Origin of the sequence: Hymenobacter endophyticus, from assembly GCF_032464715.1 — a bacterium.
Taxonomy (GTDB): Bacteria; Bacteroidota; Bacteroidia; order Cytophagales; family Hymenobacteraceae; genus Hymenobacter; species Hymenobacter endophyticus.
The window spans coordinates 45,313-69,441 of the sequence record NZ_JAWDJT010000002.1 but is presented as its reverse complement, the minus strand read 5'-3'; the positions used below and the strand labels follow the sequence as shown (position 1 = coordinate 69,441).

Annotated in this window: 22 protein-coding genes and 1 riboswitch; of the genes, 13 read left to right on the top strand and 9 right to left on the bottom strand. The window is 60.3% G+C overall.

Features of this window, described 5'->3' with window-relative positions; all coding sequences use genetic code 11:
* Positions 1-257 precede the first annotated feature (257 nt).
* From ROI90_RS02585 to ROI90_RS02570, 4 genes are all read left to right on the top strand, one after another.
* Entirely contained in the window at positions 258-2,747 is a 2,490-nt protein-coding gene (locus tag ROI90_RS02585) for a PAS domain-containing protein (RefSeq protein WP_315996789.1), read from the top strand.
* A gap of 1 nt (position 2,748) precedes the next feature.
* Positions 2,749-3,183 carry a response regulator gene (locus ROI90_RS02580; protein WP_315996788.1) on the top strand — a complete coding sequence of 145 codons (435 nt, stop codon included), beginning with the start codon at positions 2,749-2,751 and terminating at the stop codon, positions 3,181-3,183.
* A 66-nt stretch (positions 3,184-3,249) separates the two neighbouring features.
* The gene (locus ROI90_RS02575; RefSeq protein WP_315996787.1) at positions 3,250-3,666 is read left to right on the top strand and encodes a response regulator; all 417 of its coding nucleotides are present in this window, start codon (positions 3,250-3,252) and stop codon (positions 3,664-3,666) included.
* A 135-nt stretch (positions 3,667-3,801) separates the two neighbouring features.
* Positions 3,802-4,644, top strand: a complete 843-nt coding sequence (locus ROI90_RS02570) for an oxidoreductase (RefSeq protein WP_315996786.1) — start codon at positions 3,802-3,804, stop codon at positions 4,642-4,644.
* 71 nt (positions 4,645-4,715) lie between these two features.
* Here the strand turns inward: ROI90_RS02570 and ROI90_RS02565 are convergent, their stop codons facing one another.
* From ROI90_RS02565 to ROI90_RS02545, 5 genes are all read right to left on the bottom strand, one after another.
* Positions 4,716-5,411: a hypothetical protein gene (locus ROI90_RS02565; RefSeq protein ID WP_315996785.1), complete on the bottom strand. Its 696-nt coding sequence runs from the start codon at positions 5,409-5,411 to the stop codon at positions 4,716-4,718.
* A 125-nt stretch (positions 5,412-5,536) separates the two neighbouring features.
* On the bottom strand, positions 5,537-6,316 hold the full coding sequence (locus tag ROI90_RS02560) for a DUF2490 domain-containing protein (protein WP_315996784.1): 780 nt from the start codon (positions 6,314-6,316) through the stop codon (positions 5,537-5,539).
* Positions 6,317-6,463: 147 nt separating this feature from the next.
* Positions 6,464-8,992: an ATP-dependent helicase HrpB gene (gene hrpB / locus ROI90_RS02555; protein ID WP_315996783.1), complete on the bottom strand. Its 2,529-nt coding sequence runs from the start codon at positions 8,990-8,992 to the stop codon at positions 6,464-6,466.
* A gap of 97 nt (positions 8,993-9,089) precedes the next feature.
* Positions 9,090-10,811, bottom strand: coding sequence for an SBBP repeat-containing protein (locus ROI90_RS02550; protein ID WP_315996782.1), 1,722 nt, complete (start codon positions 10,809-10,811; stop codon positions 9,090-9,092).
* 56 nt (positions 10,812-10,867) lie between these two features.
* Positions 10,868-11,191, bottom strand: coding sequence for a rhodanese-like domain-containing protein (locus ROI90_RS02545; protein ID WP_315996781.1), 324 nt, complete (start codon positions 11,189-11,191; stop codon positions 10,868-10,870).
* A 128-nt stretch (positions 11,192-11,319) separates the two neighbouring features.
* On the opposite strand from ROI90_RS02545, the gene pnuC reads away from it, so the two are divergent.
* The 4 genes from pnuC to ROI90_RS02525 all read left to right on the top strand — a co-directional run bounded on the left by pnuC (position 11,320) and on the right by ROI90_RS02525 (position 13,949).
* On the top strand, positions 11,320-11,946 hold the full coding sequence (gene pnuC / locus ROI90_RS02540) for a nicotinamide riboside transporter PnuC (RefSeq protein ID WP_315996780.1): 627 nt from the start codon (positions 11,320-11,322) through the stop codon (positions 11,944-11,946).
* A 73-nt stretch (positions 11,947-12,019) separates the two neighbouring features.
* Positions 12,020-12,598 (top strand): ATP-binding protein, encoded by a 579-nt coding sequence (locus ROI90_RS02535; protein WP_315996779.1) that lies wholly within the window; start codon positions 12,020-12,022, stop codon positions 12,596-12,598.
* 51 nt (positions 12,599-12,649) lie between these two features.
* Entirely contained in the window at positions 12,650-13,525 is an 876-nt protein-coding gene (locus ROI90_RS02530) for an aldose 1-epimerase family protein (RefSeq protein WP_315996778.1), read from the top strand.
* Positions 13,526-13,532: 7 nt separating this feature from the next.
* Complete coding sequence (locus tag ROI90_RS02525) at positions 13,533-13,949, top strand: GNAT family N-acetyltransferase (protein ID WP_315996777.1); 417 nt, start codon at positions 13,533-13,535, stop codon at positions 13,947-13,949.
* A gap of 113 nt (positions 13,950-14,062) precedes the next feature.
* Here the strand turns inward: ROI90_RS02525 and ROI90_RS02520 are convergent, their stop codons facing one another.
* Positions 14,063-14,287, bottom strand: coding sequence for a hypothetical protein (locus ROI90_RS02520; RefSeq protein WP_315996776.1), 225 nt, complete (start codon positions 14,285-14,287; stop codon positions 14,063-14,065).
* Positions 14,288-14,593: 306 nt separating this feature from the next.
* Positions 14,594-14,690, top strand: a riboswitch (TPP riboswitch).
* A gap of 62 nt (positions 14,691-14,752) precedes the next feature.
* On the opposite strand from ROI90_RS02520, the gene ROI90_RS02515 reads away from it, so the two are divergent.
* The 3 genes from ROI90_RS02515 (at position 14,753) to ROI90_RS02505 (ending at position 20,304) form a co-directional block, all read left to right on the top strand.
* Positions 14,753-17,245 (top strand): TonB-dependent receptor, encoded by a 2,493-nt coding sequence (locus ROI90_RS02515; RefSeq protein WP_315996775.1) that lies wholly within the window; start codon positions 14,753-14,755, stop codon positions 17,243-17,245.
* Between the two features lie 606 nt (positions 17,246-17,851).
* The gene (locus ROI90_RS02510; RefSeq protein ID WP_315996774.1) at positions 17,852-19,084 is read left to right on the top strand and encodes an acyl-CoA dehydrogenase family protein; all 1,233 of its coding nucleotides are present in this window, start codon (positions 17,852-17,854) and stop codon (positions 19,082-19,084) included.
* Between the two features lie 620 nt (positions 19,085-19,704).
* Positions 19,705-20,304, top strand: a complete 600-nt coding sequence (locus tag ROI90_RS02505; protein WP_315996773.1) for an acyl carrier protein — start codon at positions 19,705-19,707, stop codon at positions 20,302-20,304.
* Positions 20,305-20,373: 69 nt separating this feature from the next.
* On the opposite strand, the gene ROI90_RS02500 is transcribed toward ROI90_RS02505, so the two are convergent.
* Together ROI90_RS02500 and ROI90_RS02495 are read right to left on the bottom strand one after the other, a co-directional pair.
* The gene (locus ROI90_RS02500; protein WP_315996772.1) at positions 20,374-20,769 is read right to left on the bottom strand and encodes a hypothetical protein; all 396 of its coding nucleotides are present in this window, start codon (positions 20,767-20,769) and stop codon (positions 20,374-20,376) included.
* 104 nt (positions 20,770-20,873) lie between these two features.
* Entirely contained in the window at positions 20,874-21,335 is a 462-nt protein-coding gene (locus ROI90_RS02495; protein WP_315996771.1) for a DUF4268 domain-containing protein, read from the bottom strand.
* A 120-nt stretch (positions 21,336-21,455) separates the two neighbouring features.
* Between ROI90_RS02495 and ROI90_RS02490 the strand changes: the two genes are divergently transcribed.
* On the top strand, positions 21,456-21,788 hold the full coding sequence (locus tag ROI90_RS02490) for an HIRAN domain-containing protein (protein ID WP_315996770.1): 333 nt from the start codon (positions 21,456-21,458) through the stop codon (positions 21,786-21,788).
* A gap of 79 nt (positions 21,789-21,867) precedes the next feature.
* Here ROI90_RS02490 and ROI90_RS02485 read toward each other — a convergent pair whose 3' ends face one another.
* Complete coding sequence (locus tag ROI90_RS02485) at positions 21,868-22,833, bottom strand: hypothetical protein (RefSeq protein WP_315996769.1); 966 nt, start codon at positions 22,831-22,833, stop codon at positions 21,868-21,870.
* A 180-nt stretch (positions 22,834-23,013) separates the two neighbouring features.
* Between ROI90_RS02485 and ruvB the strand changes: the two genes are divergently transcribed.
* A complete protein-coding gene (gene ruvB, locus ROI90_RS02480; protein WP_315996768.1) occupies positions 23,014-24,060 on the top strand; it encodes a Holliday junction branch migration DNA helicase RuvB in 1,047 nt (348 codons plus the stop codon).
* Positions 24,061-24,129 lie beyond the last annotated feature (69 nt).

Here is a 24,129-nt window from a genome sequence, read left to right as displayed (position 1 = left end):
TCGGGCTGCTCTTTTTCTCGTTACCCTTGTCTGAAATTATCAGGGACCGGGCACCAAGGCTTGCCATTAGGGACCAACGAGGGCCAAGTACCACCGCCACCCGCCACATACCCGGGCCCTGGTCATGGATTGATAGCAGAATCTGTTTATAACTGCCGGGGTAGTGCCGCTGCCCCTAACAGAGGGGGGTAAATTGGAGTGAAAGTGAGAACTTGCGTCGGCGGCCAGTTCTTTGCTGGTATCTGCCATTTCTGCCTATGCCTGCTGGTTTCGCGAATAGCGCCCGCTCCCTTCCCGCTAGCTTACTGCCAGCCCTGCTCGAAAACTCGCTGGCGGGAGTGGGGTATTTCCTGCCCCTAACAGACGAAGCAGGAGCAGTGCATGACTTTACTATTGACTACCTGAACCCGGCTGCCGAACGGCTTCTGGGCCCGGCCACGCCCGGTCAGGGCTTGAGGCAATGGCTGCCCGCAAACCAGGCAGCCGGCATACTAGAGCTGTTGCAGACCGCCTGGTTTGCGGGCAGCCAACTGGTGGAGCGCGTGGTTGGACTGCCACTGTCTGGAGGTAGTATTTCACTGCGGGCAACGGCCCAGCAAGTGGGCGAAGGCATGTTGCTGAACTGTCTGCCTGTGAGCGAAGCCGTGCTGGCTGCCGAGCAGGAGGCCCGGCAGCAGAGTGAGGCTCGCGAATTGGCAGCGTATGCGGAGGCCAACCGCCAGCGGGAGCACCTGTACAATTTGCTGGAGCAGGCGCCGGCCATGATCTGCGTATTCGATGGCCCCGACCACGTTTTTCAGTTTGTTAATCCGGCTTATCAGGCGTTGGTAGGTGCCCGGCCGCTGGTAGGCCTGCCCATTGCGGTGGCTATGCCGGAGCTGAAGGGACAGCCCATTTTCGCTCTGCTGGACCAGGTGTACCAAACCGGGGAAACATTCTCGGCCCACGAAATGCTGGTGCAACTAGACCACGCTAACGAGGGCCCGGCCGACCTGGAGCAGCGTTATTACAACTTTATTTACCAGGCCCGGCGTAGTCAGCAAGGAGACATTAGCGGTATTTATGTGTTTGCCTACGAGGTAACAGCGCAGGTAGAAGCCCGGCAGCAGATTGAGCGACAGAACGAGCTGCTGGAAGTGCGCGTAGCCGAGGGCATTCGGGCCGCCGAAGCCCAGCGTGAAGCCCAGCAAGCCGATTTGCGCCGGATTTTTGAGCAAACGCCCGTGGCCATTGCCATCCTGCGGGGGCCGGAGCTGGTGATAGAGCTGGCCAACGCTGCCATTGGCGAAATATGGGGTCGGCCGCCGGCTGGCACGCTGGGCCAGCCGTATTTTCAGGCCTTACCCGATACGGCGGGCCAGGGCTTCGAGAATATTCTGGCGGGCGTGATGCGCACCGGCCAGCCCTACTCCATCAACGAAGCCCCCGTTACCCTAAACCGGTTTCATACCGGCCAGCCCAGGCAGGCCTACGTCGACTTCACCTTCCAGCCCCTGCAAAATGAGGCCGGCCACACTACCGGCCTCATTGCCGTGGGCTACGAGGTAACGGAGCAGGTAGCCATTCGGCAGCAGCAGCAAAAGCAGCAGAACCTGTTGCATAGCCTCTTTCTGGAAGTGCCCGCCCCCATTGCTATCCTGGCTGGTCCTACGTTCACTTATCAACTGGTGAACCCAGCCTATCAGCTGATTTTTCCGGGTCGCAGCTTGCTGAACCGCCCGGTGCTGGAGGCTTTGCCCGAGCTGGCGGGTACACCGGTATTGGCATTGTTGCAGCAGGTGTACACCACTGGCGAGAGTCATGTGGCGCGGGAGTTTCCGGTGCAGGTAGCCCGCACGGAGGGCCAGCCCCTGGAAACGGTGTACTTCACCTTCACCTACCAGGCCCGCCGCAATGAGCTTGACCAGATTGATGGCGTGCTGGTATTTGCCTACGACGAAACGGAGCAGGTACGCGCCCGCCTGAGCATGCAAGCCAACCAGCAGCAGGCTCAGCAACTGGCCGACGAGCTAAGCAACACCAACGCCCAACTGACGCGCGCCAACGCCGACTTGGATACCTTCGTGTACATGGCCTCGCACGATTTGAAGGCGCCCATCACCAACATTGATGGGCTGCTGCAAGCCTTGCGCCATGAACTTACCCAGCCGGCCGCCGAGGCCGATACGGAAACGGTGCTGCGCCTGATGCAGGATTCGGTGCAACGGTTCCAGCGCACCATCAAGTACTTAACGGAGGTCAGCCGTTGGCAGAATGTGCAGGATCAGCCAATTACGCACGTATCGTTGCCGGAAGTAGTGGCGGACGTGTGCCGCGACCTGGCCCCGCTGCTGGCCGTAACCGGTGGGCAAGTGCTGCTTTCCCCCGACAGTTGCACCCAGCTGCTGTTTGCCGAGAAGCACTTGCGCAGTCTGCTGTATAACCTGCTCAGCAACGGCCTGAAATACCGCTCCCCCGAGCGGGCGCCCCTGGTGCAGGTGCGCTGCCACTTCAATCAGGAGCAGGCTTTTGTGCTGGAAGTAGAGGACAATGGCCTGGGACTTACCCCCGAGCAGCAGCAGCGGGTTTTTGGGATGTTTCAGCGCCTGCACGATCATGTAGAGGGCTCCGGTATTGGGCTGTATCTGGCCAAGCAGGTAGTTGAGAAAACCGGCGGGCAGCTTTCGGTTGCCAGCAAAGTGGGAGTTGGTTCTATCTTTCGGGCAGTATTGCCCCAACCAATAGTGAAGGCAGAGCGTAGCCACTAGTATGAAAAACCCAGAAATACCCCCTGCTCCTACGGCGGCAGCGGAACCCCTAACCGTTTTGCTCGTCGATGACGACGAAGCAGCGCGTTATCTGGGACAACGGCTGATGCGTCCTTACGCCAGCCAGGTGCAGCTGCTGCTGGCCACCAACGGGCAGGAGGCCTTGCAAGTACTACACCAGCTACAGTTGCAGCCTAGCGGCAAAGTGGTAGTACTGCTGGATCTGAATATGCCCGTGATGGACGGCTTTGAGTTTCTGGAGGAGTACCAGCATTGGTCACCGGAACAGCAGCGGGCCATTCGCATCATTGTAGTATCTTCCTCGGAGCTGCCCGCCGACCGGCAGCGGGCCCATGCCTTCGGGGCTGAGTTCCGCCACAAACCCCTGACCTCCGCCTCCATCACCGAACTGCTCCAGGAGTCCGGAACCATTTAACCCACCGGTAGCCCATACGCTGGCAGTCACTTTCCTCTTACCGCGTTTTCATTTGCTGTACCGGCTATGCCACAGATATCCGCTATTCTGCTCGTCGACGACGACCCTTCCACCAACTTTCTGAATGAATCCACGCTCTACGAACTGCGCCTGACCGAGAAATACCTCACGGCTTCCAACGGCGAGGAAGCTTTACGCATGCTGCAAGAATGCAGTGTTTCGGCAACACCCGAGCAGCCCGTGCTGGTATTGCTGGATATGGCCATGCCCGTCATGAACGGAATGGAATTCCTGGAGGCCTTTCATGACTTACCCCAAGCCGTGCAGCAGGCTACTGTCATTGTAATTCTGGCCATGAGTATGCCATCCGGTGATTTGGCCCGCCTAGAGGACTACCCCATTGCCGGCATGGTCAGCAAGCCCCTGACCAAGGAAAAAATTACCACCGTGATGCAGCTGTATTTCAGCCAGCAGAACCGCTAGAGGCAAACAAAAACGTTAGCCACCAGTTTACACAACCAGCAACGGGCCTCACGCAGGCCCACGTAACTGCTTCGGGAGGCCTCTCCCGGAGCAGTTTGTTTTCTCTCCCCTCACTCCAGAAAATCCTGATTTTGTATGGCAACTAAAACGTGGTTTATTACCGGGGTAAGCACCGGCTTTGGTAAGGAATTGGCCGAATACTGCCTCAGCCAGGGCGACTCAGTGGCCGCCACCTTCCGCAAGCAGGAGCAAGCCGATGAATTCACCCAGAAAGACGGCAACCGGGCCCGCGGCTTTGTCTGCGACGTGGTAAACGAGCAGCAGGTACAGCAGGCCGTGCAGGACGCCATTCAGTTCTTCGGGCAGCTAGATGTAGTAGTAAATAACGCCGGTTACGGCTCCCTGGGCAGCATTGAGGAAATTGATGAGGCCGAGGTGCAGCGCCAGTTCGATGTAAACGTGTTTGGGCCCCTGCGGGTGCTGCGGGCCGTGCTGCCCCACCTGCGCGAGCGGCGCAGCGGCCACGTACTCAACATCACCAGCATCGGGGGGCTCAAAACTTTCCCGGGCGTGGGTGTGTACAACGCCAGCAAGTTTGCCCTGGAAGCCATTGGGGAAAGCCTGGCCCAGCAAGTAGCCCCGTTGGGTATCAAAGTCACCAACATTGAGCCCAGCGGTTTCCGCACCGAGTGGGCTGGCAGCTCCGCCACCTACGTGGATACCAGCATTGAGGACTACCGCAGCACCGTGGGCGAAAACCTCAAGGGCATTCAGAGCTACAGCGGCAAGCAACCCGGCGACCCGCAGCGCGCCGCCCGCATCATGTTTGAAGTAGTGCGCCAGGAAAACCCACCCTTGCACCTGCCGCTGGGCAAGGCCGCCGTAAAAGGGGCCCGCGAGAAGTTCACTGGCTTGGTGCAGGAACTGGCTCAGGTAGCCGACCTCGGCGACTCCGCTGACTACCCCGCCGGCGAATAGACGGCCCGCAAGCAGCCAACAAAAAGCCCCGCAGCATACGTTGCGGGGCTTTTTGCTGGAGTAGGGTCCTGTTAAAACTTGGCCCCGACGCTTAGCTGAAACTCGCGGATGCGGTACTCGGCATCGTAGGTGTAGGGCCCTTGTAACTCGCCCTCAAAGTGCGAGGCTCCCGGAATCAGCACGTTGTAGGGCGTATCCGAAACGGTAGCGGAGAGCAATAGCCGGTCGTTGGTGAAGTACAGGCCGGGCTGAATAAAGGTGTAGCTGTAGCCGTCTTTGCTCAGGTTTACCATCTGGCCCACCGACACGCCCGGTAGCAGCCGCCCCGATTCTCCTAGCCGAACCTGGTAATGCAGGCCAAAATCGGCCCGGGCTCGGGTTAGCAGCCGGCTGATGTGCTCGTTGCCGTAGGCCGTAACTACGCTGTTGCTGGTGGTTTGGGTGTAGCCGGTGCGGTAGTTCAGGTGCTGCATATCCAGCCCCACGGTGCCCGAAAGCACCAGCCGCTCCGACAGAGGCCGGAACGCCTTCACATCCATAAAGGCCGAGAAAGTGTTGCGCACGGACACCCGGCGGTCCTCTTCCGAAAAATAAGTACTGCCCGACTGCGGAGAGTAGGTGCCACCGTAGGAGGTAGTCCGGAAGTCGGTAATTTTTGGCCCGGCCTCAAAGTAAAACTTCCAGCCGGCAGTATCCTGGGCCGCGGCCGTACCCGAGAACCTCAATGCAGCGCAGAGTAATGATAAACTGGTAAAAGTGCGTTTCATAGCAGTATGAAAGAAAGATGGATGAAGACTGGATTTGCCGTATCCAATGATAATGCCATTCTCTCACGCACACTGCGAAAAAAGTTCCCTCTCTAGGTAAATTTTATCAAAAATAGGTTGCGCCTTTATTTGAGGCTTGGCATGGTGCGCCGCCAATCAGGATTAAAACACAGGCTGAACTGTATATTTTCGTTCAGCTCCGGCCGGCTCTCCACCGGCAGCTGCACAAACTGGTTGAGGTAGCCCAGCTCCACCGCCGAGGCCTTACTGATCTGGTAGCCCACGCCCAGATACGCGCGGTTCTGCTGAAACAGCCGGCCCTTAGAGCCTTTACCAAAACCCAGAAAAATCTCGTCGGCGGCCACGGCATAGGGCATTCTGCTGGTTAGCTCCGGGCCCAGCAGCGGCACCACCAAGCGTAACTGGTAGCGCATACGGTTCAGATAAGCAAACTCCTGCCCGGGTTGAAACTGTACCCAGCGCTGCTCCAGGCGGTAGCGGTGGTGTACATGCAGCCGGCTCTTGGCATCATGAAGTTGCACCTGCTGGTAGAGGCGGTGCTCGGGGCCAATAGCGCCCGTGAAATTATCATCGGCCACGGCCTGGGAGTAGGCATAGCCACCGGTCAGCACTAGGTTATCGGCGGCGTAGTAGTTGGCCCCGCCCCGAAATACGTTCTGCGAACCTAGCTCGGAGGTGCGGGTGCGGAGTACTTGCACCTCGGTGTGCAGCCCCCAGCGCTTACTCAGGCGGGCGTCACTCAAAAACATCAGCCAGGTATTGTGGCGGATGGTGGAGGAGGCGGGCAGGGCCGTACGCTGCTGGGCCGTGCCCGGGTGCGTCAGCAGCAACAGCAGGCTCGTCAGCAGCATCAGCCCCCTTATTGAAGGGGTAGATGTTTGCATAGAGTAATGTTACCGAATTGTTTCCTGGGTTACCTAATTGTTAATGTTAAGTTTTAAGTGCTTCTCGATGAATGAGGTACGTGGCTAGATCAAACAGCCGAAAAAGTAGCAAACCACTAAGTGGCCCCGCGCAGTTCTGGCCGCGCGCTACAAACCGTTCTGCTTCTTGGTGCCTCTGATGGCTTGAGCCTCCAAGGGATTTTCGGGCCAGTAGTGCTTGGGGTAGCGCCCGCGCAGCTCCTTGCGCACCTCAAAGTAGCTGCTGGTCCAGAAGCTGCGCAGGTCGCGGGTAACCTGGGCGGGGCGGTAGCCGGGACTGAGCAGGTGCAGAGTAAGCGGCACGCGCCCGCCCGCCACCGTGGGCGTATCCAGCAGGCCAAACACCTCCTGCAGGCGCACGGCCAGCACTGGGGCCGCCGGCTCAGCATAATCCAGCCGGATGTGGGAGCCGGTGGGCACTTCCAGGTGGGCCGGGGCCAGCCGCTCCAGCTCCTGGCGCTGGGCCCAGCCGTTGGGCAGCCGGCCTAGCAGGGCTTCCTGAAAATCAACGCGGGCCAATTCCATCATCGACTTCACCCCGCCGAGATAAGGCCCGAGCCAGTCTTCCAGCTCCGTCAGCAACGCCTCGTCCGATACGTCGGGCCAGTTTTCAGGGAAGTGATAATGCAGAAATCCTAGCCGCTCCCGCAGCTGTTGGGTGGCTTCGCTCCAGGGCAGCCGGCCCACGCCACCAGCCCGGATTGCGCCCAGCAATGCCTCAGTTATAGCCGCCGGCTCGGGGCTAGGCAGGTTGGCATCCGACAAAACCAAAGCCCCGAGGCGGCGCAGGCGGCGGGCCGTAACGCGGCCGGCGGCTTCATCCCAGCGCACCTCATCCTGGGTTTCTATCTGGTTGGCGAAGTGGGTTTCCAGCTCCTGGCGGCTGAGGGGGGCGGCCAGGCTGGCGCGGGGCTGGGCGGCCACCCCATCCAGCGCCGCCACCGCGAAAAACGTATGCTGCTGCCCAAAAAACTCCGCTGGCAAGGTGGCCCGCTGCCCGCTGATAAGCCGCACCCGCTCCGGGGTTTCGCGCTGGGCCAGCCGGTCGGGGTAGGCCAGGGCCGCCAGCAAACCAGCCACGTCGGGCTCAATGGTGCCTTTGGCGCCGGCTCGGTTGCGCAGCACGGTGGCGGCTTCCCGCACGCGCCGCATACCGGCTCCATCGGGCTGCAGGCCCGGCAGCGGGGCCCGGCCGGTGTGCAGGGCTTCCAGCCGCAGCCGAAGATCCGGCGGGCCAAAAGAGCCGTCGGCGGGGCGCAGAATGTCGCGCTCCGTGAGCAGGGCCGCCAGGGCGCAGGCCGTGGCGCCGTGCCCTATTTCCTGCCCGCGCACCACCAGATGGGCCAGGCGCGGGGCCAGCCCCAACCCGGCCAGGGCCCGGCCGTGGGCGGTGGGCCGGCCATCGAGGCTAAGGGCCTGGAGGCGCACCAGCAGCTCCCGGGCCTGGGCCAGCGCCGGAGCCGGGGGCGCATCCAGCCAGCGCAGGGCCGTGGCATCTTGTGCACCCCAGAGCGCCAGCTCCAGGGCCAGGGGGCTGAGGTCGGCGGTGAGGATTTCGGGGGCCAGGTGGTGGGGGAGGGCCTGGAACTCGGTTTCCGTCCAGAGGCGGTAGCAGGTGCCGGGTCCCAGGCGGCCGGCCCGGCCCCGGCGCTGGTCGGCGGCGGCCTGGCTCACGGGCTCGGTGCCCAGGGTGGTCAGGCCGGTGCGCTGCTCGAAGCGGGGCACCCGGGCGTAGCCCCCATCCACCACAATGGTAACGCCCTCAATGGTCAGGCTGGTTTCGGCAATGCTGGTGGCCAGCACCACCTTGCGGCGGCCGGCCAGAGCGGGGCGCAACGCGGCGTCCTGCTGCTCGGCGGGCAGCTCCCCGTGCAGCACGTGCATATCGATGTGCTCGGGCAGTGAGGCCAGCTTATCGGCCACGCGGCGCTGGTCGGCCAGGCCCGGCAGAAACACCAGCACGTCGCCGGTGGGGTGGGTGTGCAGGGCTTCGCGGATGATGGCGGGCACGAGGTCTTGGAGCTTTTCGTGGGGGCGGGCGGAGGCGGTGGCGGCCCGGCGGGGACTCAGGTAGTGCGTATCAACCGGGAACATGCGGCCCAGACTGCGCACCACCGGCGCGCCCAGCCACTGGCCCAGCCGGTTGGCATCCAGCGTGGCCGACATCACCAGCAGCCGCAAATCGGGGCGGAGCACCTGCTGGGCATCCAGGGCCAGGGCAAGGCCTAAGTCGGCTTGCAAGCTACGCTCATGAAACTCATCAAACAGCACCGCCGCCACGCCTTCCAGGGCCGGATCATCCTGCAACTGGCGGGTCAGGATTACCTCCGTTACTACCTCAATGCGCGTTTTGGCCGATATTTTGCTTTCCAGGCGCATGCGGTAGCCTACCGTCTGGCCCACCGGCTCGCCCAGCAGCTGGGCCATGCGGGTAGCCGCCGCCCGGGCCGCCAGCCGGCGCGGTTCCAGCACCAGAATCCGCCGCCCTTCGCGCCAGGCCGCTTCCAGCAACGCCAGCGGTACCAGGGTGGTTTTGCCCGCGCCGGGCGGAGCCTGCAGCACGGCCGTGGAGTGGGTTTCCAGGGTGCTCAGCAGCTCCGGCAGCGCATCGAGAATGGGGAGGTTGGGAAGCTGCATAGAAAATGAATGGCGAAGAAGGCAGACAGTTGAAAAACCGCTACAATCCGGGTATCAGGGCTTGTAGCGAGCTGGATAAAATCCAGTGGCCGCTGCGTTATAGTTTCAGCACCCGGCAGGTATAGTAGCAGCCTTGCGCAGTGGTAAGGCGCAATGTGTAGGAGCCAGCGGCCAAATCGCCCAACCACAGTCGGCAGGTTTGATGCTGTGGGCTGTACGATACGCGGCGGCCCAGCACATCCAGAATTTCCACCCTGGCCGGCAAAGGCAGTTCCGGTAGATACAGCCAGTCGAGGGTAGGAGTAGGAAAGGGTGCTATCTGCTCAACGGGGCAGTCTGTTGAGGCTCGGAAGCTGGAGCCCAGCCGGGCTGCGAAAGTTCCTGCAGGAGCAGCTACGGATTCGGTGCCAAATGTGCATTCAGCCCCCATGCTACCTATTACTATCAACTCATCGGCCCCCATTGCGAAAACATAGCGGCCGTAATCGTCGCCTGGCCCGCCGGCTTTCCGGGCCCAGCGGAGCTGGCCCGTGGGGGTGTAGGAGGTAACCAGCACATCATTCAGGCCCCGGCTCACAACACAATCGTCGTTAGCAGCTATGATATTCGAGAACTGGCCAGTGCAATACACCGTGCCGTTGGCGCCCTGGGCCAAAGCGTAGTGCTGACTGGTAGCGGTTGCCACGCAGGTGTTTAGTTGCCGGCCCCACAACAGATGGCCCGCCGGGTTGTATTTTAGCAGTAAGGCCTGTCTGGTTGAAGTGGTGGTGCCCAGCCGGATGGTATCGGTGCCTATGCCCGTGCTCAGGGGCAGCAAACCAGTGGCGTAGCCGGCGGCATATACATTGTCCTGAGCATCGGTCAGGATGGCGGTAATCACAACCTCCTTGTTGTTTTGCAGCGGGCGCGCCCACGCCACAGTGCCGTCGGAGCGGTAGCGGAGCAGCACACTAAAGGGTTTGTTGTTGTTGCGGTAAACGGTAGTGCCTTGCAGCGTAAAGGAAGAGAAACACGGAACCGCCACGTAATATCCACCCGTCGAGAGGCCCTGCACGAAACTGGTAGTAAGAAAACCTGTTTGCGGCGCTTCCAGCAAGTGGCGCAGGAAACGCGGTGCGCCGGAGCTGGCCTGGAAGCCGGCCGTAAATCGGTAATACCGATAGGCGGGATTAGGCAGGCTGGCTCCGGCGAAGGTGAAGTTATTTTCATATTCTCCTTCCACGCACATATTGCCAGCGGCATCCAGCGTCAGAGCGCTAATTGCTGGATAATCCTTGTCCAGCGGGTCGTTCTGCTGCACCCACTCTGCCGTGCCCTGGGATGAATAGCGGGCCACGAACAGTTTAGGATACCAGCTGGCATAGGCATTGGTGACGAATAAGTTGTTACCCAGTGCCAAGCGGGGCGGGCCTCCATTGCCGGACTGAGCAGCAGTGAGGCCGGCCAGATACACGGTGCCACTCTTGTCAACGGCCAACGCGTATCCTTGTTCGTTACCCGCAGTTCCTAGCTGCCTGACCCAGAGTACGGTACCGTCCGGGGCAAATTTGACCAAAGCCATATCCGCAATGCCCTGGCTGGTGAGGATGGTGGTACCCAGCGTTTCAGTATTGCTGAAAGTGCGCAGCTCGTACCTGTTCCCGGCAGCATCGTGGTCCGCCACCACTTTGCCGGTGCCCGATTGTATTTTTCGGGCCGAGGCCCACCCGGGAGCTTGCGCCTGGGCTTGCAGCGGTTGTGGCAGCAGATAACTGCAACTGAATATCAGCCAAATCAGAATGTAAGGTATTCTGGTAGTTGAGATGCTATACTGAAACATTGATAGGGAAAAATAGGGCACGAAGGTGCCGCAAGACCGATAGGCGTCAGTAGAAATCAATACACCGGCACCGCAGGGTCGGCCTGGAGGCTCCAGGCGTGGATGCCGCCGCGCAGGTTGAGCAGGTTGGTGAGCTCGTGGCGGTGCTGGAGGTAAGCCAGGGCCTGCATGGAGCGCACCCCGTGGTGGCAGATGAGCACGGTGGGCTGGTTGGGGTCAATTTCCTCGGCGCGGCGGGCCAACTCGCCCAGCGGAATCAGCTGGCTGCCCTCAATGCGGCAGTAGGCAAACTCCTCGGGCTGGCGCACGTCAATCAGCTGAATAGTCTCGCCGCTTTGCAGGCGGGCGTGTAAATCGAGGGGGGTAATTTCGGGAAGCATAGCAGCCGCAAACAGAGAGGAAAGCCAGAGAATCCACAAAAATACCCCGTCAGTCGTTAGCTTTGACCATGCAGGCGCGCTGCATACTGGATTTTACGCTGGCATCCTGCCTAATACTAATTGTTTCTGTGCTACAGGCATTGTACGATTTCTGGACCGCCGCCGCTGGGGGCAGTCCGCTGGAGTGGGTGGCCGTACTGACTGGCTTTGCCTGCGTGTGGCTGGCCGCGCGCGAGTCGCTCTGGAATTTCCCGGTGGCCATTGTAAGCTGCGCGCTGTACGTGCTGGTGTATTACCAAGCCGGGCTCTATTCCGACGGCTTTCTGCAGATTCTGTTCATCCTGCTGAGCCTGTACGGCTGGTACCAGTGGCTATATGGGGGGCGCAACGAAACAAAACTGGCTGTATCACGCACCCGGCCCACCGAGTGGCTGGGCTGCCTGCTGTTTGTTGCTTCCTATACCCTGGGCGCTGGCTACTATCTGCAGCACCACACCGATGCCACTACGCCTCACTGGGATGCCATAACCACGGCCATCAGCCTGGCCGCGCAGTATCTGCTGATGCGCAAGCGGCTGGAAAACTGGTGGCTCTGGATTGTAGTGGACATCATGTACGTGCCCCTGCTCTGGTACAAGCATCTTTATCCAACCAGTGCGCTCTACGCGCTGTACCTAGGGCTGGCCGTGTATGGCTACTGGGAGTGGCGCCAGGCCATGCGCCGGGAGCAAGCCGCGCTGCAGCCAGTAGCTTAATCACCCTGTTTACTCGGAGTTGCCTACGTTCGTGGGAGTCCGGGCTGGTCTTTTTCTGATTGTTCATTTTTGATTGCCCGTCTTCTCCGTGTTGCGCGTTGCCCTTACCGGACCCGAATCAACGGGTAAAACCACTTTGAGCCGGCTCCTGGCTGAGCATTACTCCACCACCTGGGCTCCCGAGTATGCCCGCTACTACCTGGAGCAGCACGGGCCGGGCTACGTCCTCGCCGATTTGGAGCGCATAGCCAAGGGCCAGTTGCGCGCCGAGCAGAACGCCCTGCAAGCCGCGCAGCTGCAAGGCCGCCCTCTGTTCTTCTGCGACACCGATTTGCTGGTCATCAAGATCTGGGCCGAGCACGCTTTCGGTATCTGCCCTCCCTGGATTTTGCGCCGGATTGAGGAGCAGCGCTATGATTTGGTGCTGCTGCTGAACGTGGATTTGCCCTGGGAGCCGGACCCGTTGCGGGAGCACCCCAACCACCGCCAATATTTCTACGACCTTTACCAACGGGAGCTGCGCGAACAGATGTCCAACTATGCCGAAATCAGCGGTACCCCGGAGGAGCGCCTGGAGCAGGCCTGTTTTCACGTGGATACCTTGCTGGGCAAAACCGGCGCTTGGCGGCTACCAGCCACCTTCCGGGCCTAACCTTCGGGCCCCAGCCGCCGTTCCTGAGGGCTGGCCGCAACTTTTTCTCTTATGCTGTATACCCTCGAAAATGAACTGTGCCGAGTGGCTGTGGACACCCACGGCGCGGAGCTGCACAGCTTCGTTCGGAAAGACTTCAACAACCTGGAGTACATCTGGCCCGCCGATGCCGCCTACTGGAACCGCCACGCGCCGGTACTTTTCCCGCTGGTGGGCCGCCTCCCCCAGGACAGCTACGAGCACGCCGGCTACACCTACACCCTGAGCCAGCACGGTTTCGCCCGCGACCAGGAGTTTCAGCTGCTGTACCAAGGCCCGGCCGAGCTGACGTTTGAGTTGCGTGACACCGCCGAAAGCCGGCAGAAGTATCCGTTTGCCTTCATCCTGCGCATTTCCTACCGCCTGGCAGGGCCCATGCTCACTATTGGCTGGGAAGTTGAAAACCCGGGCACCGGGGAGTTGCTGTTCAGTATTGGCGCACACCCGGCCTTCCGCTGCCCCTTGCTGCCCGATGAATCCTTCGAAGACTATGACTTCGTATTTGACCATCCCGTAACTTTGCAGCGGCATTTGCTGGATGGGGGCCTACTTACGGGCCAGACCGAGCCCGTGCTGAAGCAGCAGGCCACCCTGCCGCTCAGCTACGCGCTGTTTGCCCAAGATGCGCTGGTGTTTAAGCACTTCGATTTCACCCACCTCACCCTGCGCAGCCGCCGCTCGGGCCGGGCGGTGCGGGTGCGCTTCGATGGGTTTCCTTACCTGGGCCTCTGGACTAAAGGGCCCGGGGCCCCCTTCGTGTGCATAGAGCCCTGGCAGGGTATTGCCAGCGCCACCACCGGCTCCCGGGCCCTCACCAACAAGGAAGGCATCCTGAGTCTGGAGCCTGGCCAGCAGTTTAGTACCTCGCATAGCATCACCGTTGAGTAACCTCTTCATGACCTCCGAAATTACCATCCGCCCCATTAAGGCGGCCGAAACCTACCCACTCCGCCACGAAGTACTGTGGCCCCAGGAATCCATTGAGTATGTGAAGCTGAACCAGGACGAGCAGGGCCACCACTACGGCGCCTTTCGCAATGGCAAGCTCGTCTCGGTGATTTCCTTGTTCATGGATGGGGGCGTGGCCCGCTTCCGCAAATTTGCCACCCGCCCCGACTGCCAGGGCCAGGGCATCGGCTCCCAGCTGCTGCGTCAGGTGCTGGATGATGCCCGCCAGAAAGGAGCCCAGCGCATCTGGTGCGACGCCCGCGCCGTGAACGAAAACTTCTACCGCGCCTTTGGCCTGGAGCCCGAGGGTAACCGGTTTTACCGCGGCACCATCCCCTACATCCGCATGGCCAAGGATTTGTAGAACTCAGAAGTTAGAACTGAGCATAAAGAAGTGAGAGGTGGGCTCTTCGTTCTATCGGCACATTGCCAGAACGAAGAGCCCACCTCTCACTTCTTTATGCTCAGTTCTACCCCTCACACCTCCACTTTGGGCCGGTTGTAGTCCGGCTCCCAGTCGTTGATGGGGCGGGAAATGCCGGGCGGCAGGTCGAAGTCGGGCAGGCCGTCATCCAGCGGTTCGCCGCCCTCATCGTCGTTGCCGGGGGCGGGCGGTTGGCGCATACGGCGGCGGGGCAATACCAGCAGCACCCCCAGGAACACCAACGCAACAAGCAGGTAAAGTAGGCTAGAGAAGGGCATGGCGAGGGTGAGCTGAGGTATAACAAACCGGAAATTCGAAGGGGCCTTGCAGACAGAAACGGTGGGGCGGGGCGGGTTGTTTTTACGGAAGCCCACTTTCCTCTCGTTCTGGCCGGTGAATAGCTAATTTACTTGATTATCAGGAAATAAAGTAGCCATGTCGGGCTACATTGTGCGGCGGCTGGGTCGCTTTCTTAGCCAATTACTCCCTCACCCTATAATCCGGGTTCAGGTCAGAAAAATGGGCTTAATGGGCCAATTATGAGGTGGGAACAGCGCAAAACCGAAACTCCCGTGTACCTTTGGCCCATAGTTTAGGGGTGCCTGCGTTGCCAGGCTGAGATCATACCCATTGAACCTGCCCGGGTAATGCCGGCGAAGGGAACAAACGATCCGCGAGCGAAAAACCTGAAGGTGCCGACCCCTGGCGCCGGGTCCGTTCCATCTTTTCCATTTTTTCCACCAGTGAAAAGTTTTCTGATTACCGGAGTGGCCCTGCTGGCCGTATCCGGCGCGGCGCGGGCGCAAGGCCCCGTGTCGGGTTCGGTGAGTTCGTTTTTGCCGCTAAATGCAGAAGCAACGTCCTTACCAGGAGCCACTGTTTACTTAGATGGTGTTGCTATCGGGCAGACCGACGATTTTGGACAGTTTACTGTGCCTGCTTTGTCAGTTGGTGACCATCAGTTGCGCATTACTTCCATCGGGCACAAGCCGCTGAAAGCTAAAATCACTGGACAAGCAACTCCGCAAACTGTACACTTTGTACTGGAAGGTGAGACGGTACTCACCGGCGAGGCGCTGGTAACGGCCAGCCGTGCCAACGAGCGTACGGCCACAGCCTATACCAACCTGAGTAAAGAGGACCTGGAAAAGCGCAACTTCGGCCAGGATATTCCCTACCTGCTCGACCAGACGCCTTCCGTGGTGGTAAACTCCGATGCCGGCAATGGCGTGGGCTACACCGGCATCCGGGTGCGGGGCACGGGCATCGAGGGCATCAACGTGACGGTAAACGGCGTGCCGCTGAACGATGCCGAGAGTCACGGGGCCTTCTTCGTGAACCTGCCCGATCTGGCTTCCAGCACCAGCAGTCTGCAGGTGCAGCGGGGCGTGGGCACCAGCCAGAACGGCAGCGCCGCCTTTGGGGCCAGCCTCAACCTGAGCACCCTGGAAAGCCGGCAGCAGGCCTACGCCGAAAGCCAGAACACCTACGGCTCCTTCAACACCTGGAAAAACAACGTGCAGTTCGGTACCGGCCTCCTCAACGGCCGCTTCACGGTGGATGGCCGCCTGTCGCGCATCAGCTCCGATGGCTACATGGTGCGCGGCGCTTCCGACCTGAAATCCTATTACCTGGCGGCCGGGTATCAGCAGAAGAACACGCTGCTCAAGTTCATCACCTTCTCGGGCCGGGAGAAAACCTACCAGGCTTGGAACGGGGTGCCCGAGCCGGCCCTCACCCGCAACGCCGCCGGCCTGCAGCAGTACGTGGATAACTACGAGCTAAGCCCCGAGGATGCCGCCCGGGCCCTGCGCGAAGGCCGCCGCTACGCCTACTACACCTACGACAACCAGACCGACAACTACCAGCAGAACCACTACCAGCTCCACCTCACCCAGGGCTTGGGCACCGACTGGAACGTGGCCGCCGCCGCCCACCTCACCCGGGGCTTCGGCTACTACGAGAGCCTGCGCCTGGACCGTAAGCTGGCCGACTACAACCTGCCCGACGTGGTGCTGGGCACTGCGCCCAACACCACCACCATCAAGCGCACTGATTTGGTAGACCGTAAATGGCTGGACAACTACTTCTTCGGGGGCATCTTCGCGCTCAACTACCAGCCCGCCGAGAGCAGAGTGCAGGCTACGCTGGGCGGAGGCTGGAACCGCTTCCTCAACGACCATTACGGCGAAGTCATCTGGGCGCGCTACGCTTCCACGGGCAACATTCGCCACCGCTCCTACTTCAATGATGCCACCAAAACCGACTACAACGCCTACGCCCGCGCCATCTGGCAGGCCCTGGAAAAGCTGAGCGTGTACGCCGACGTGCAGGTGCGTCGCATCGACTACCGGTTGGCAGGCATCGAGGACAAGCAGGTGCCCGTGTCGGCCAAGGCGGAGTACACCTTCTTCAACCCCAAAGCCGGCCTGACCTGGCAGCTGCCCTTGGGCCAGACCCTGTACGCCAGCTACGCCGTGGCCCATCGGGAGCCCGTGCGCTCCGACTTCACTGACCGGCCCCTGAACGACGCGGGACCCAAAGCCGAGCAGCTGCACGATGTGGAAGGTGGCTACCGCCTGAACCGCACCGTGAACAGCCAGGTGCTGCGTGCCGAGGTAAATGGCTTCTACATGCGCTACCGCAACCAGCTGGTAAATACTGGCCAGCTCAACGACGTGGGCACGCCCCTGCGCACCAACGCCCCCCGCAGCTACCGGGCCGGCGTGGAGCTGACGGGCGCCTACCAGCCGCTCACGTGGCTGAGCCTGAGCAGCACCCTCACCCTGAGCCGCAACCGCATTCTGGACTACCGCGCCGTTACCTACGATAAGGATTATAACCCCCTAACTGCTGCCGAGGGCCGCACCACCACCATTTCCTACTCGCCTTCGGTGGTTTCGGCGCATACGGTAGAGGTGATGCCGGTGAAGGGCCTGCGGGCGGCGCTGCTCTACAAAACCGTGAGCCGCCAGTACCTGGATAACACGGAGTCGGCCAGCAAAGCCATTGCCGCCTACCAGGTGCTGGATCTGCGTTTGCGCTACACGGTGCAGCCTTCCTTTATGCGGGAGCTGGAGCTGGGCCTGCTGGTAAACAACCTGCTCAACCGCGAGTATGTGGCCAATGGCTACACCTACGGCTACCCCGATGCCGCCGGCCAGCCCCTCACCTTCAACTACTATTACCCCCAGGCCACCCGCAACTTCCTGGCCTCGGTGGGCGTGAAGTTTTAAGGCCGGCTACTGGTTGGTAAGCTGTTCCGCACGGAACGTCACCAATTGAAGGTCATCAGCCCATTACTCTCAGCAGAACGTCATTCCGAGCCCTGCGAGGAATCTCGCGTGCTGACGTTGCCAGAGTAACCAAACCAGTCTGTCACCCCCAACAGAACGTCATTCTGAGCCCCTTGAGGAATCCCGCGCGCTAACGTCAGGGTTACCACTACAACGTCAGCACGCGAGATTCCTCGGCAAGCTCGGAATGACGTTCTGCGGGAATGAAGTTCTGATGATGGGCTGATGGAGTAAGGCAAAATTCTGAACAACTTCATTTTCAGGATTTTTTGCGAATAGATTAGCGAAACGCTATTTTTCGGCATACGCTTTGCAAAGAAGCGGTAGTGAATTTCCCGGCCAGGAATCTGCCTTCTGGTCGTATTGTGGGCGCAGTGCGGTGCTGGCCGGCTTCAGGCATTCCCGAGCCACCCGCCTCGTCCTCCAAAACCCTGACTGGTTCCGGTACCGGTCAGGGTTTTTTCGTGCCGGAACCAGGGAGTAAGCTGCCCGGTTGTGCGTAGCTAAATTCCTATCTTTGGCCCTCATCCCACCCACAACTTTACTATGTCTTCGCAAGCTGACGTTCTTTCCACCAAGGCCCAGGTGCAGCGCAACAAAGGCTCCCTGAACGCCGCCGGCTTTACTGATTACTACGACATCGACGACCTGCTGACCGAGGAGCACAAGCTCATCCGCCAGAGCATCCGGGACTTCGTGAAAAAGGAGATTTCGCCCAACGTGGAGAAATGGGCTCAGGATGCCTACTTCCCCTCCGATATCGTGCGCAAGTTCGGCGACGTGGGCGCGTTTGGGCCCACCATTCCCACGGAGTACGGCGGCGGCGGCCTCGACTACATCAGCTACGGCCTCATCATGCAGGAAATTGAGCGCGGCGACTCCGGCATGCGCTCCACTGCCTCGGTGCAGGGCTCTTTAGTGATGTACCCCATCTACCAGTACGGCTCGGAGGAGCAGCGCCGCAAGTACCTGCCCAAGCTGGCCTCGGGCGAGTGGCTGGGCTGCTTCGGCCTCACCGAGCCCGACCACGGCTCCAACCCCGGCGGCATGATGACCACCATCAAAGACCAGGGCGACTATTATCTGCTGAACGGGGCCAAACTCTGGATCAGCAACTCGCCCCAGAGCCAGGTGGCCGTGGTGTGGGCCAAGGACGACAACGGCCGCATTCGGGGCGTTATCGTGGAGCAGGGCATGGAAGGCTTCACGGCCCCCGAAATCCACAACAAGTGGAGCCTGCGCGCCAGCATCACCGGTGAGCTGGTGTTCGATAACGTGAAGATTCCCAAGGAAAATATCCTGCCCAACATCGACGGCCTCAAAGGCCCGCTCAGCTGCCTCGATTCGGCCCGCTACGGCATTGCCTGGGGCGCGCTGGGCGCGGCCATTGATTGCTACGAGTCGGCCCTGAAGTACTCCTTGCAGCGGGAGCAGTTCGGCAAGCCCATTGCCGGCTTCCAGCTCCAGCAGAAGAAACTGGCCGAAATGATTACCGAAATTACCAAGGCCCAGCTGATGGTGTGGCGCCTGGGCATGCTCAAAAACGAAGGCAAAGCCACCAGCGCCCAGATTTCCATGGCCAAGCGTAACTCCGTAGAAATTGCCCTGCATATTGCCCGTGAAGCTCGCCAGATTCACGGCGGCATGGGCATCACCGGCGAGTATCCCATCATGCGCCACATGATGAACCTGGAATCAGTAGTAACCTACGAAGGCACCCACGACATCCACCTGCTCATCACCGGCGCGGATATTACGGGTATTCAGGCGTTTAAGTAAGGCTGTTCTGACTGTAACGGAAACCGGCCGCTCCACTCGGGGCGGCCGGTTTGTATCCGCCTCAAGCCGACTGCACTACCTACATGGGGTTTATTGGCACACTGCTCTTCGTTGCTATGGTTCTCGGGATACTGTGCTACCCGTTAGGCTGGCGTGGCACGTTATCTTGGCTAATTGCCTGTTGCGTGGTAACTCTGGTTGTAACGAGCTGGAATTGGGGAGGTAATAGTGGTTGCGACGGCGGGCTATGCATATTTGGCTACTTACTGGGTGGCTTAGTTTGGTTAGCCAGCTGTGCCGTTACTTGGGCAACTATTTTTAAGATGCTGCCTATAAAATACCGGCAGTGGTGGGGCCATAGGGACAAGCCGTCTGCGCCGTGATTTACGTTTGTGATGAACGGAAGAGTATGGGGCAACCCGAAGTGAAGGCACCCACGACATCCATCTGCTCATCACCAGAGCGGATGTTACGGGTATCGAGGGGTTCAAATAAAACCGCCTTCCGCGTATCTTCAAACGGCCGTTTTGCTGGGCAGAGCGGCCGTTTTTGCGTCGGGGCTTTGATGAGTCCACAGACAGTACCTGCTCAGAAATAACTAAGACCACCTCGTAACACTTATGGGCCTTGATTCCGTTGAACTGGTCGTTGCGTTCGAAAAATATTTCGGCTTGGATATTCCCAATCGGATGGCAGAGCAGCTTTTAACCGTAGCCGATGCCGCGCATGCCATTACCGGGTTAAAGAACCTGTCGACCAACCCAGCACGAACGGTGGCCTATGATGAACTGCTGTTGCGGCTGCTACGCTGCTTGCAGACTCTGCAACCACTGGTCACCAAAGCCACTCTGCTACCGGAGCTTGGGCTGTTGGGCTCCAGTACAAAGCAACAAGTGACTTTGGCCACATGCCTGCAGCTTCAACTACCCGATTTATTTCAGACTAGGTGGCTTTCCAGTTCGCCTGGCTGGTGGCAGCGTCTGTTCAATACCACCTCGACTGCTGCGCTGACTCCGCCGTATCCCAACTGGGGCCAGTCAACCGTAGCTGACTTAGCCGAGTGGCTGTTGGCCCAGAACTACGCCCGGTTGTTGCCGCAGCCCGCTACGCTCTACGAGGTGCAACGCATTGTTGTCGGTATCACCAGCCACCAGTGCGGTATACCAGTGCCTGAAATACGCCTTGCTGATAGTTTTACATACGACTTGGGAGTGGATTAACTCTACTAGAGCCATAGTACCCCGCTGCACGTACAGCGGGGTACTAGGATTTCGACAGGAATTGGTAGCTTACTTCTTCTCCGGGTAATAAATCGTCTGGCTGAAGACGGTGTTGCCGCCGCTACTTACGTCGCTGGGTGCTACGCTGACCAGACGCCAGCCATCGGCGGTGTACTGGTTTATGGCGACCATGACGGCTTTGTGTACTTCCGTCATGTTGGCGGCCATTTGCTTGGCGCTGAAGCGGCTGAAATCGACTTCCTGCACCTGCTCCTTACCGTCGGGCGACACGGTCACGATGCTGGCCTGCACGTTGAAGCCCAGTGACACGCGGGAAATAATCATCATGTAGCCGCCAGTAGCCACTGAAACAGTGGGGGCCGCGGTAACGGGAGCCTCGGTAGCGGCCTGGGCGAAGCTGGCGGCGCCTAGCAGCAGTGCGAGTAAAAACGTCCGGGTTTTCATGGAGTAGAGTTGGGGGATAGGAGAGAGAAAACGTGAGCCGCCGCACCCGGAAATGCCGGGCCGGGTTTCTTCTCCTGACTTGTTCCCGCTGCTATCCAGCGTGCCTACCGCAGCTCGTCAAACGCATATTGCCCGGTGCTCCAGAACTCATCCAGGGCCATGATTCGGGGCTTGAAAAAGGAAATCAGCGCGGGCCACTGCTCCCGGTCGAATAGGTTGGCGGGGCGCAGTTCCCGGTAGATGCGGCTCAAGGGCTGGCCGTTGGCGTCGAGGGCATTGGCTTCCCAGGTCCAGGCCTCGCCGGTAGCTTCTTCCAGTAGGGTGCGTACCTCCCGGAACTGCTCGAAAAACAGCTCCCGCAGGCCAGCATCGGGGTGGGTCAGCTCGATGCCAATGGTGGCGTGGCGGTTGTCGGCCTGCATACGAAAATACACGTGTTTAAGGCCGGTTTTATAGTTGATCCAGTTGGCGGGCAACCCTTCGGCGGAAGGAACAGGCTGCATATACTGCCCAAACGTAGTCCAGAAAGCCTGGCGGAGTTGGGTAACTTCAGTTTTGCTGTACATCGTAGCGCAAAAGTACGGACTGGCGCGGCCCGTGGTTCCGGCGGACCAACCGCGCGGCAACATGATGCGTAAACCCGCGCCAACGTGTAATTTACGGCCTCAACCCAACCTGCTTCGCTTATGTCTGCTCCCGCCGCTGGCCCCCTCGTATTGCTTGAATGCCTCATTGCCGGCACCACCCACCGGGATGGGCTGCGCGCTTTTGAGCCGCACCTGCAGCCCGAGCAACTCCTGGCGCTGCAGCGGGAACCCGACAGCTCCTACGACGACTGGGCCGTGCGCGTGTACACCACCGGCCCCGATGCCTTCTGGCTGGGCTACCTCCCCGAGGGGCACAACGAAACCGTAGCCCGCCTGCTCGATGCCGGCTACCCCATTTCCGCCCGCCTCACCCACAAAGCCTGGGAAGAGGAGTGGCTGCACCTGGAAATAGAAGTGCTGCTGGCGCGGTAAGTGGTGAACTTATGAAGGGTGAAGTCGTGCCGTGCAGATTGACAGAACAGCACAATTTCACCCTTCACAACTTCACCATTTACCCCAGCGTATCGGCCAGCGCCAGGATTTCCTGGCGGGCATGCTGAATTTCGGGGGCGTCGGGGAAGGTGTGCTGTACCCAGTGCGTGAACCCGCTCACCATTTCGCCCACGGCCTGGCGGTTGCTTACCGGCGCCGCTTCCGAGGCCGTTGCTTCCTCCTCTGATAGCACCGGAAACGCGTCTTCCAACCCAATCCGGCTCATCACATCCGACACGAACACCATCCCGCACACCTGCATACCCTGGTAGAGCTGCACCAGCTCGGGCATAGTCAGGGTGAGCTGTTCCTGCGCCCGCACCCGGCCCAGGTGTTCAATAAGGGGCTCCAAGGCGGCCGGCTGCAAATTGGGCAGTTGCGCCACGGCCCGCAGAAAGGGGTGGTCGGTGGTGTTGGGCAGGCTGTGTACCAGCAGCAGGGCCAGGCGCAGCATCTGGAGCTGGGGCTCGGCCAGGCGCAGGTTGGCGGCGGGCGGGGCGGGGGCAGGCTGCGTGGCCAGCATTCGGGCAAATTCCTCCTCAACCACTAGGCGGTGCAGACTCAGGGACGCCAGGCCGGCGGGGGCCGGTACGTGCTCTTCCAGCGTCACGAGGAACGCGCCGCCCAGCTCCAGGCAATACGCTTTGAGGGTTCCCAACTGCGCGGCATCAATGCGCATCTGCTGCTGCACGTAGGCCAGCACCGGCGCCGCCAGGGAGGTTTCCAGTGTCAGGCGGCCCAGCAGCAGTAATTGGTACAGCGCCAGCGGCTCCGTGGCCAACTGGTGCAGCAGCTCAGCCTGGGTTTGAATCTGATTCAGCGCCTGAATTTTGCCCGTACTCAGGCCGGTCAGGGCAGCTAAATCCTGCGCCTCGGGGCGGCTGAGCAATTCGGCGGCGGCCATGCCGTGCAGGCTCAGGCAGTGGGCCAGCTGCTCATAAATATCAGGGGGAAGGGCATCAAGCCAGGAGACGGAAGCAGGCATAAGGGCGCGGCGGATGAGCCTGCAAGTTACACGCTGCCGCCAACCTGTGCGGCACCTGTCACAACTTGTTTGCTAAAAAGGTTAGCTAAATAGCTTTTGTGTAATATTTTTTGCTAAAAAAGGCACCAAGCCCATGCCGGAAGTGTTACCTTTCGACACATTGACTTACTTTTTACGCTTATGCGCGAACCGTATATGACCGGGGGCAACGACCACATGGACGCTTCCGAAAAGGACATTGACAAAGCCCTGCGGCCGCTTTCTTTCGACGATTTCACGGGTCAGGGCAAGGTGGTGGAGAACCTGAAGGTGTTCGTGGCCGCCGCCAAGCACCGCGGTGAGGCCCTCGACCACGTGCTGCTGCATGGCCCGCCCGGCCTGGGCAAAACCACCCTCTCGCACATCATCGCCAACGAGTTGGAATCGGGTATTAAGATGACCAGCGGGCCGGTGCTCGACAAGCCCTCCGACCTGGCCGGCCTGCTCACCAATCTGGAGCCCAACGACGTTCTGTTCATCGATGAGATTCACCGGCTCAACCCGGTCGTGGAGGAGTACCTGTACTCGGCCATGGAGGATTACCGCATCGACATCATGCTCGATTCGGGCCCGAATGCGCGCTCCGTCCAGATTTCGTTGTCGCCGTTTACGCTCATTGGGGCTACTACCCGCTCGGGCATGCTCACGGCCCCGCTGCGGGCCCGCTTCGGCATTAGCTCCCGCCTGGAATACTACGATTCCAAGCTGCTGACCAGTATTGTGCTGCGCTCCGCCGAAATTCTGGGTACGCCCATTTATGAGGATGCGGCCTTCGAAATTGCCCGCCGCTCGCGCGGTACCCCGCGCATTGCCAACAACCTGCTGCGCCGCACCCGCGACTTCGCCCAGATCAAAGGCACCGGCACCATCACCCGCGAAATTGCCGAGTTTGCTCTCAATGCCCTCGACGTGGACCAGAACGGCCTCGATGAGATGGACATTCGCATCCTGAGCACCATCATCGACAAGTTCAAGGGTGGTCCCGTAGGCCTGAGCACCATTGCCACCGCCTGCGGCGACGAGGCCGAAACCATTGAGGAGGTGTACGAGCCCTTCCTCATCCAGGAAGGCTTCATCAAGCGCACCAGCCGCGGCCGCGAAGCTACCGAGCTGGCCTACCAGCACCTCGGCCGCCCCATGCCCCAGCACCTGCGCGGGAATACGGCCACCGGCGAGTTGTTCAGCTAAAACCACATTCTGTCATCCTGAGCACAGCGAAGGACCTTATTACGCCGGAACGGATTGTTCTGACGTGGT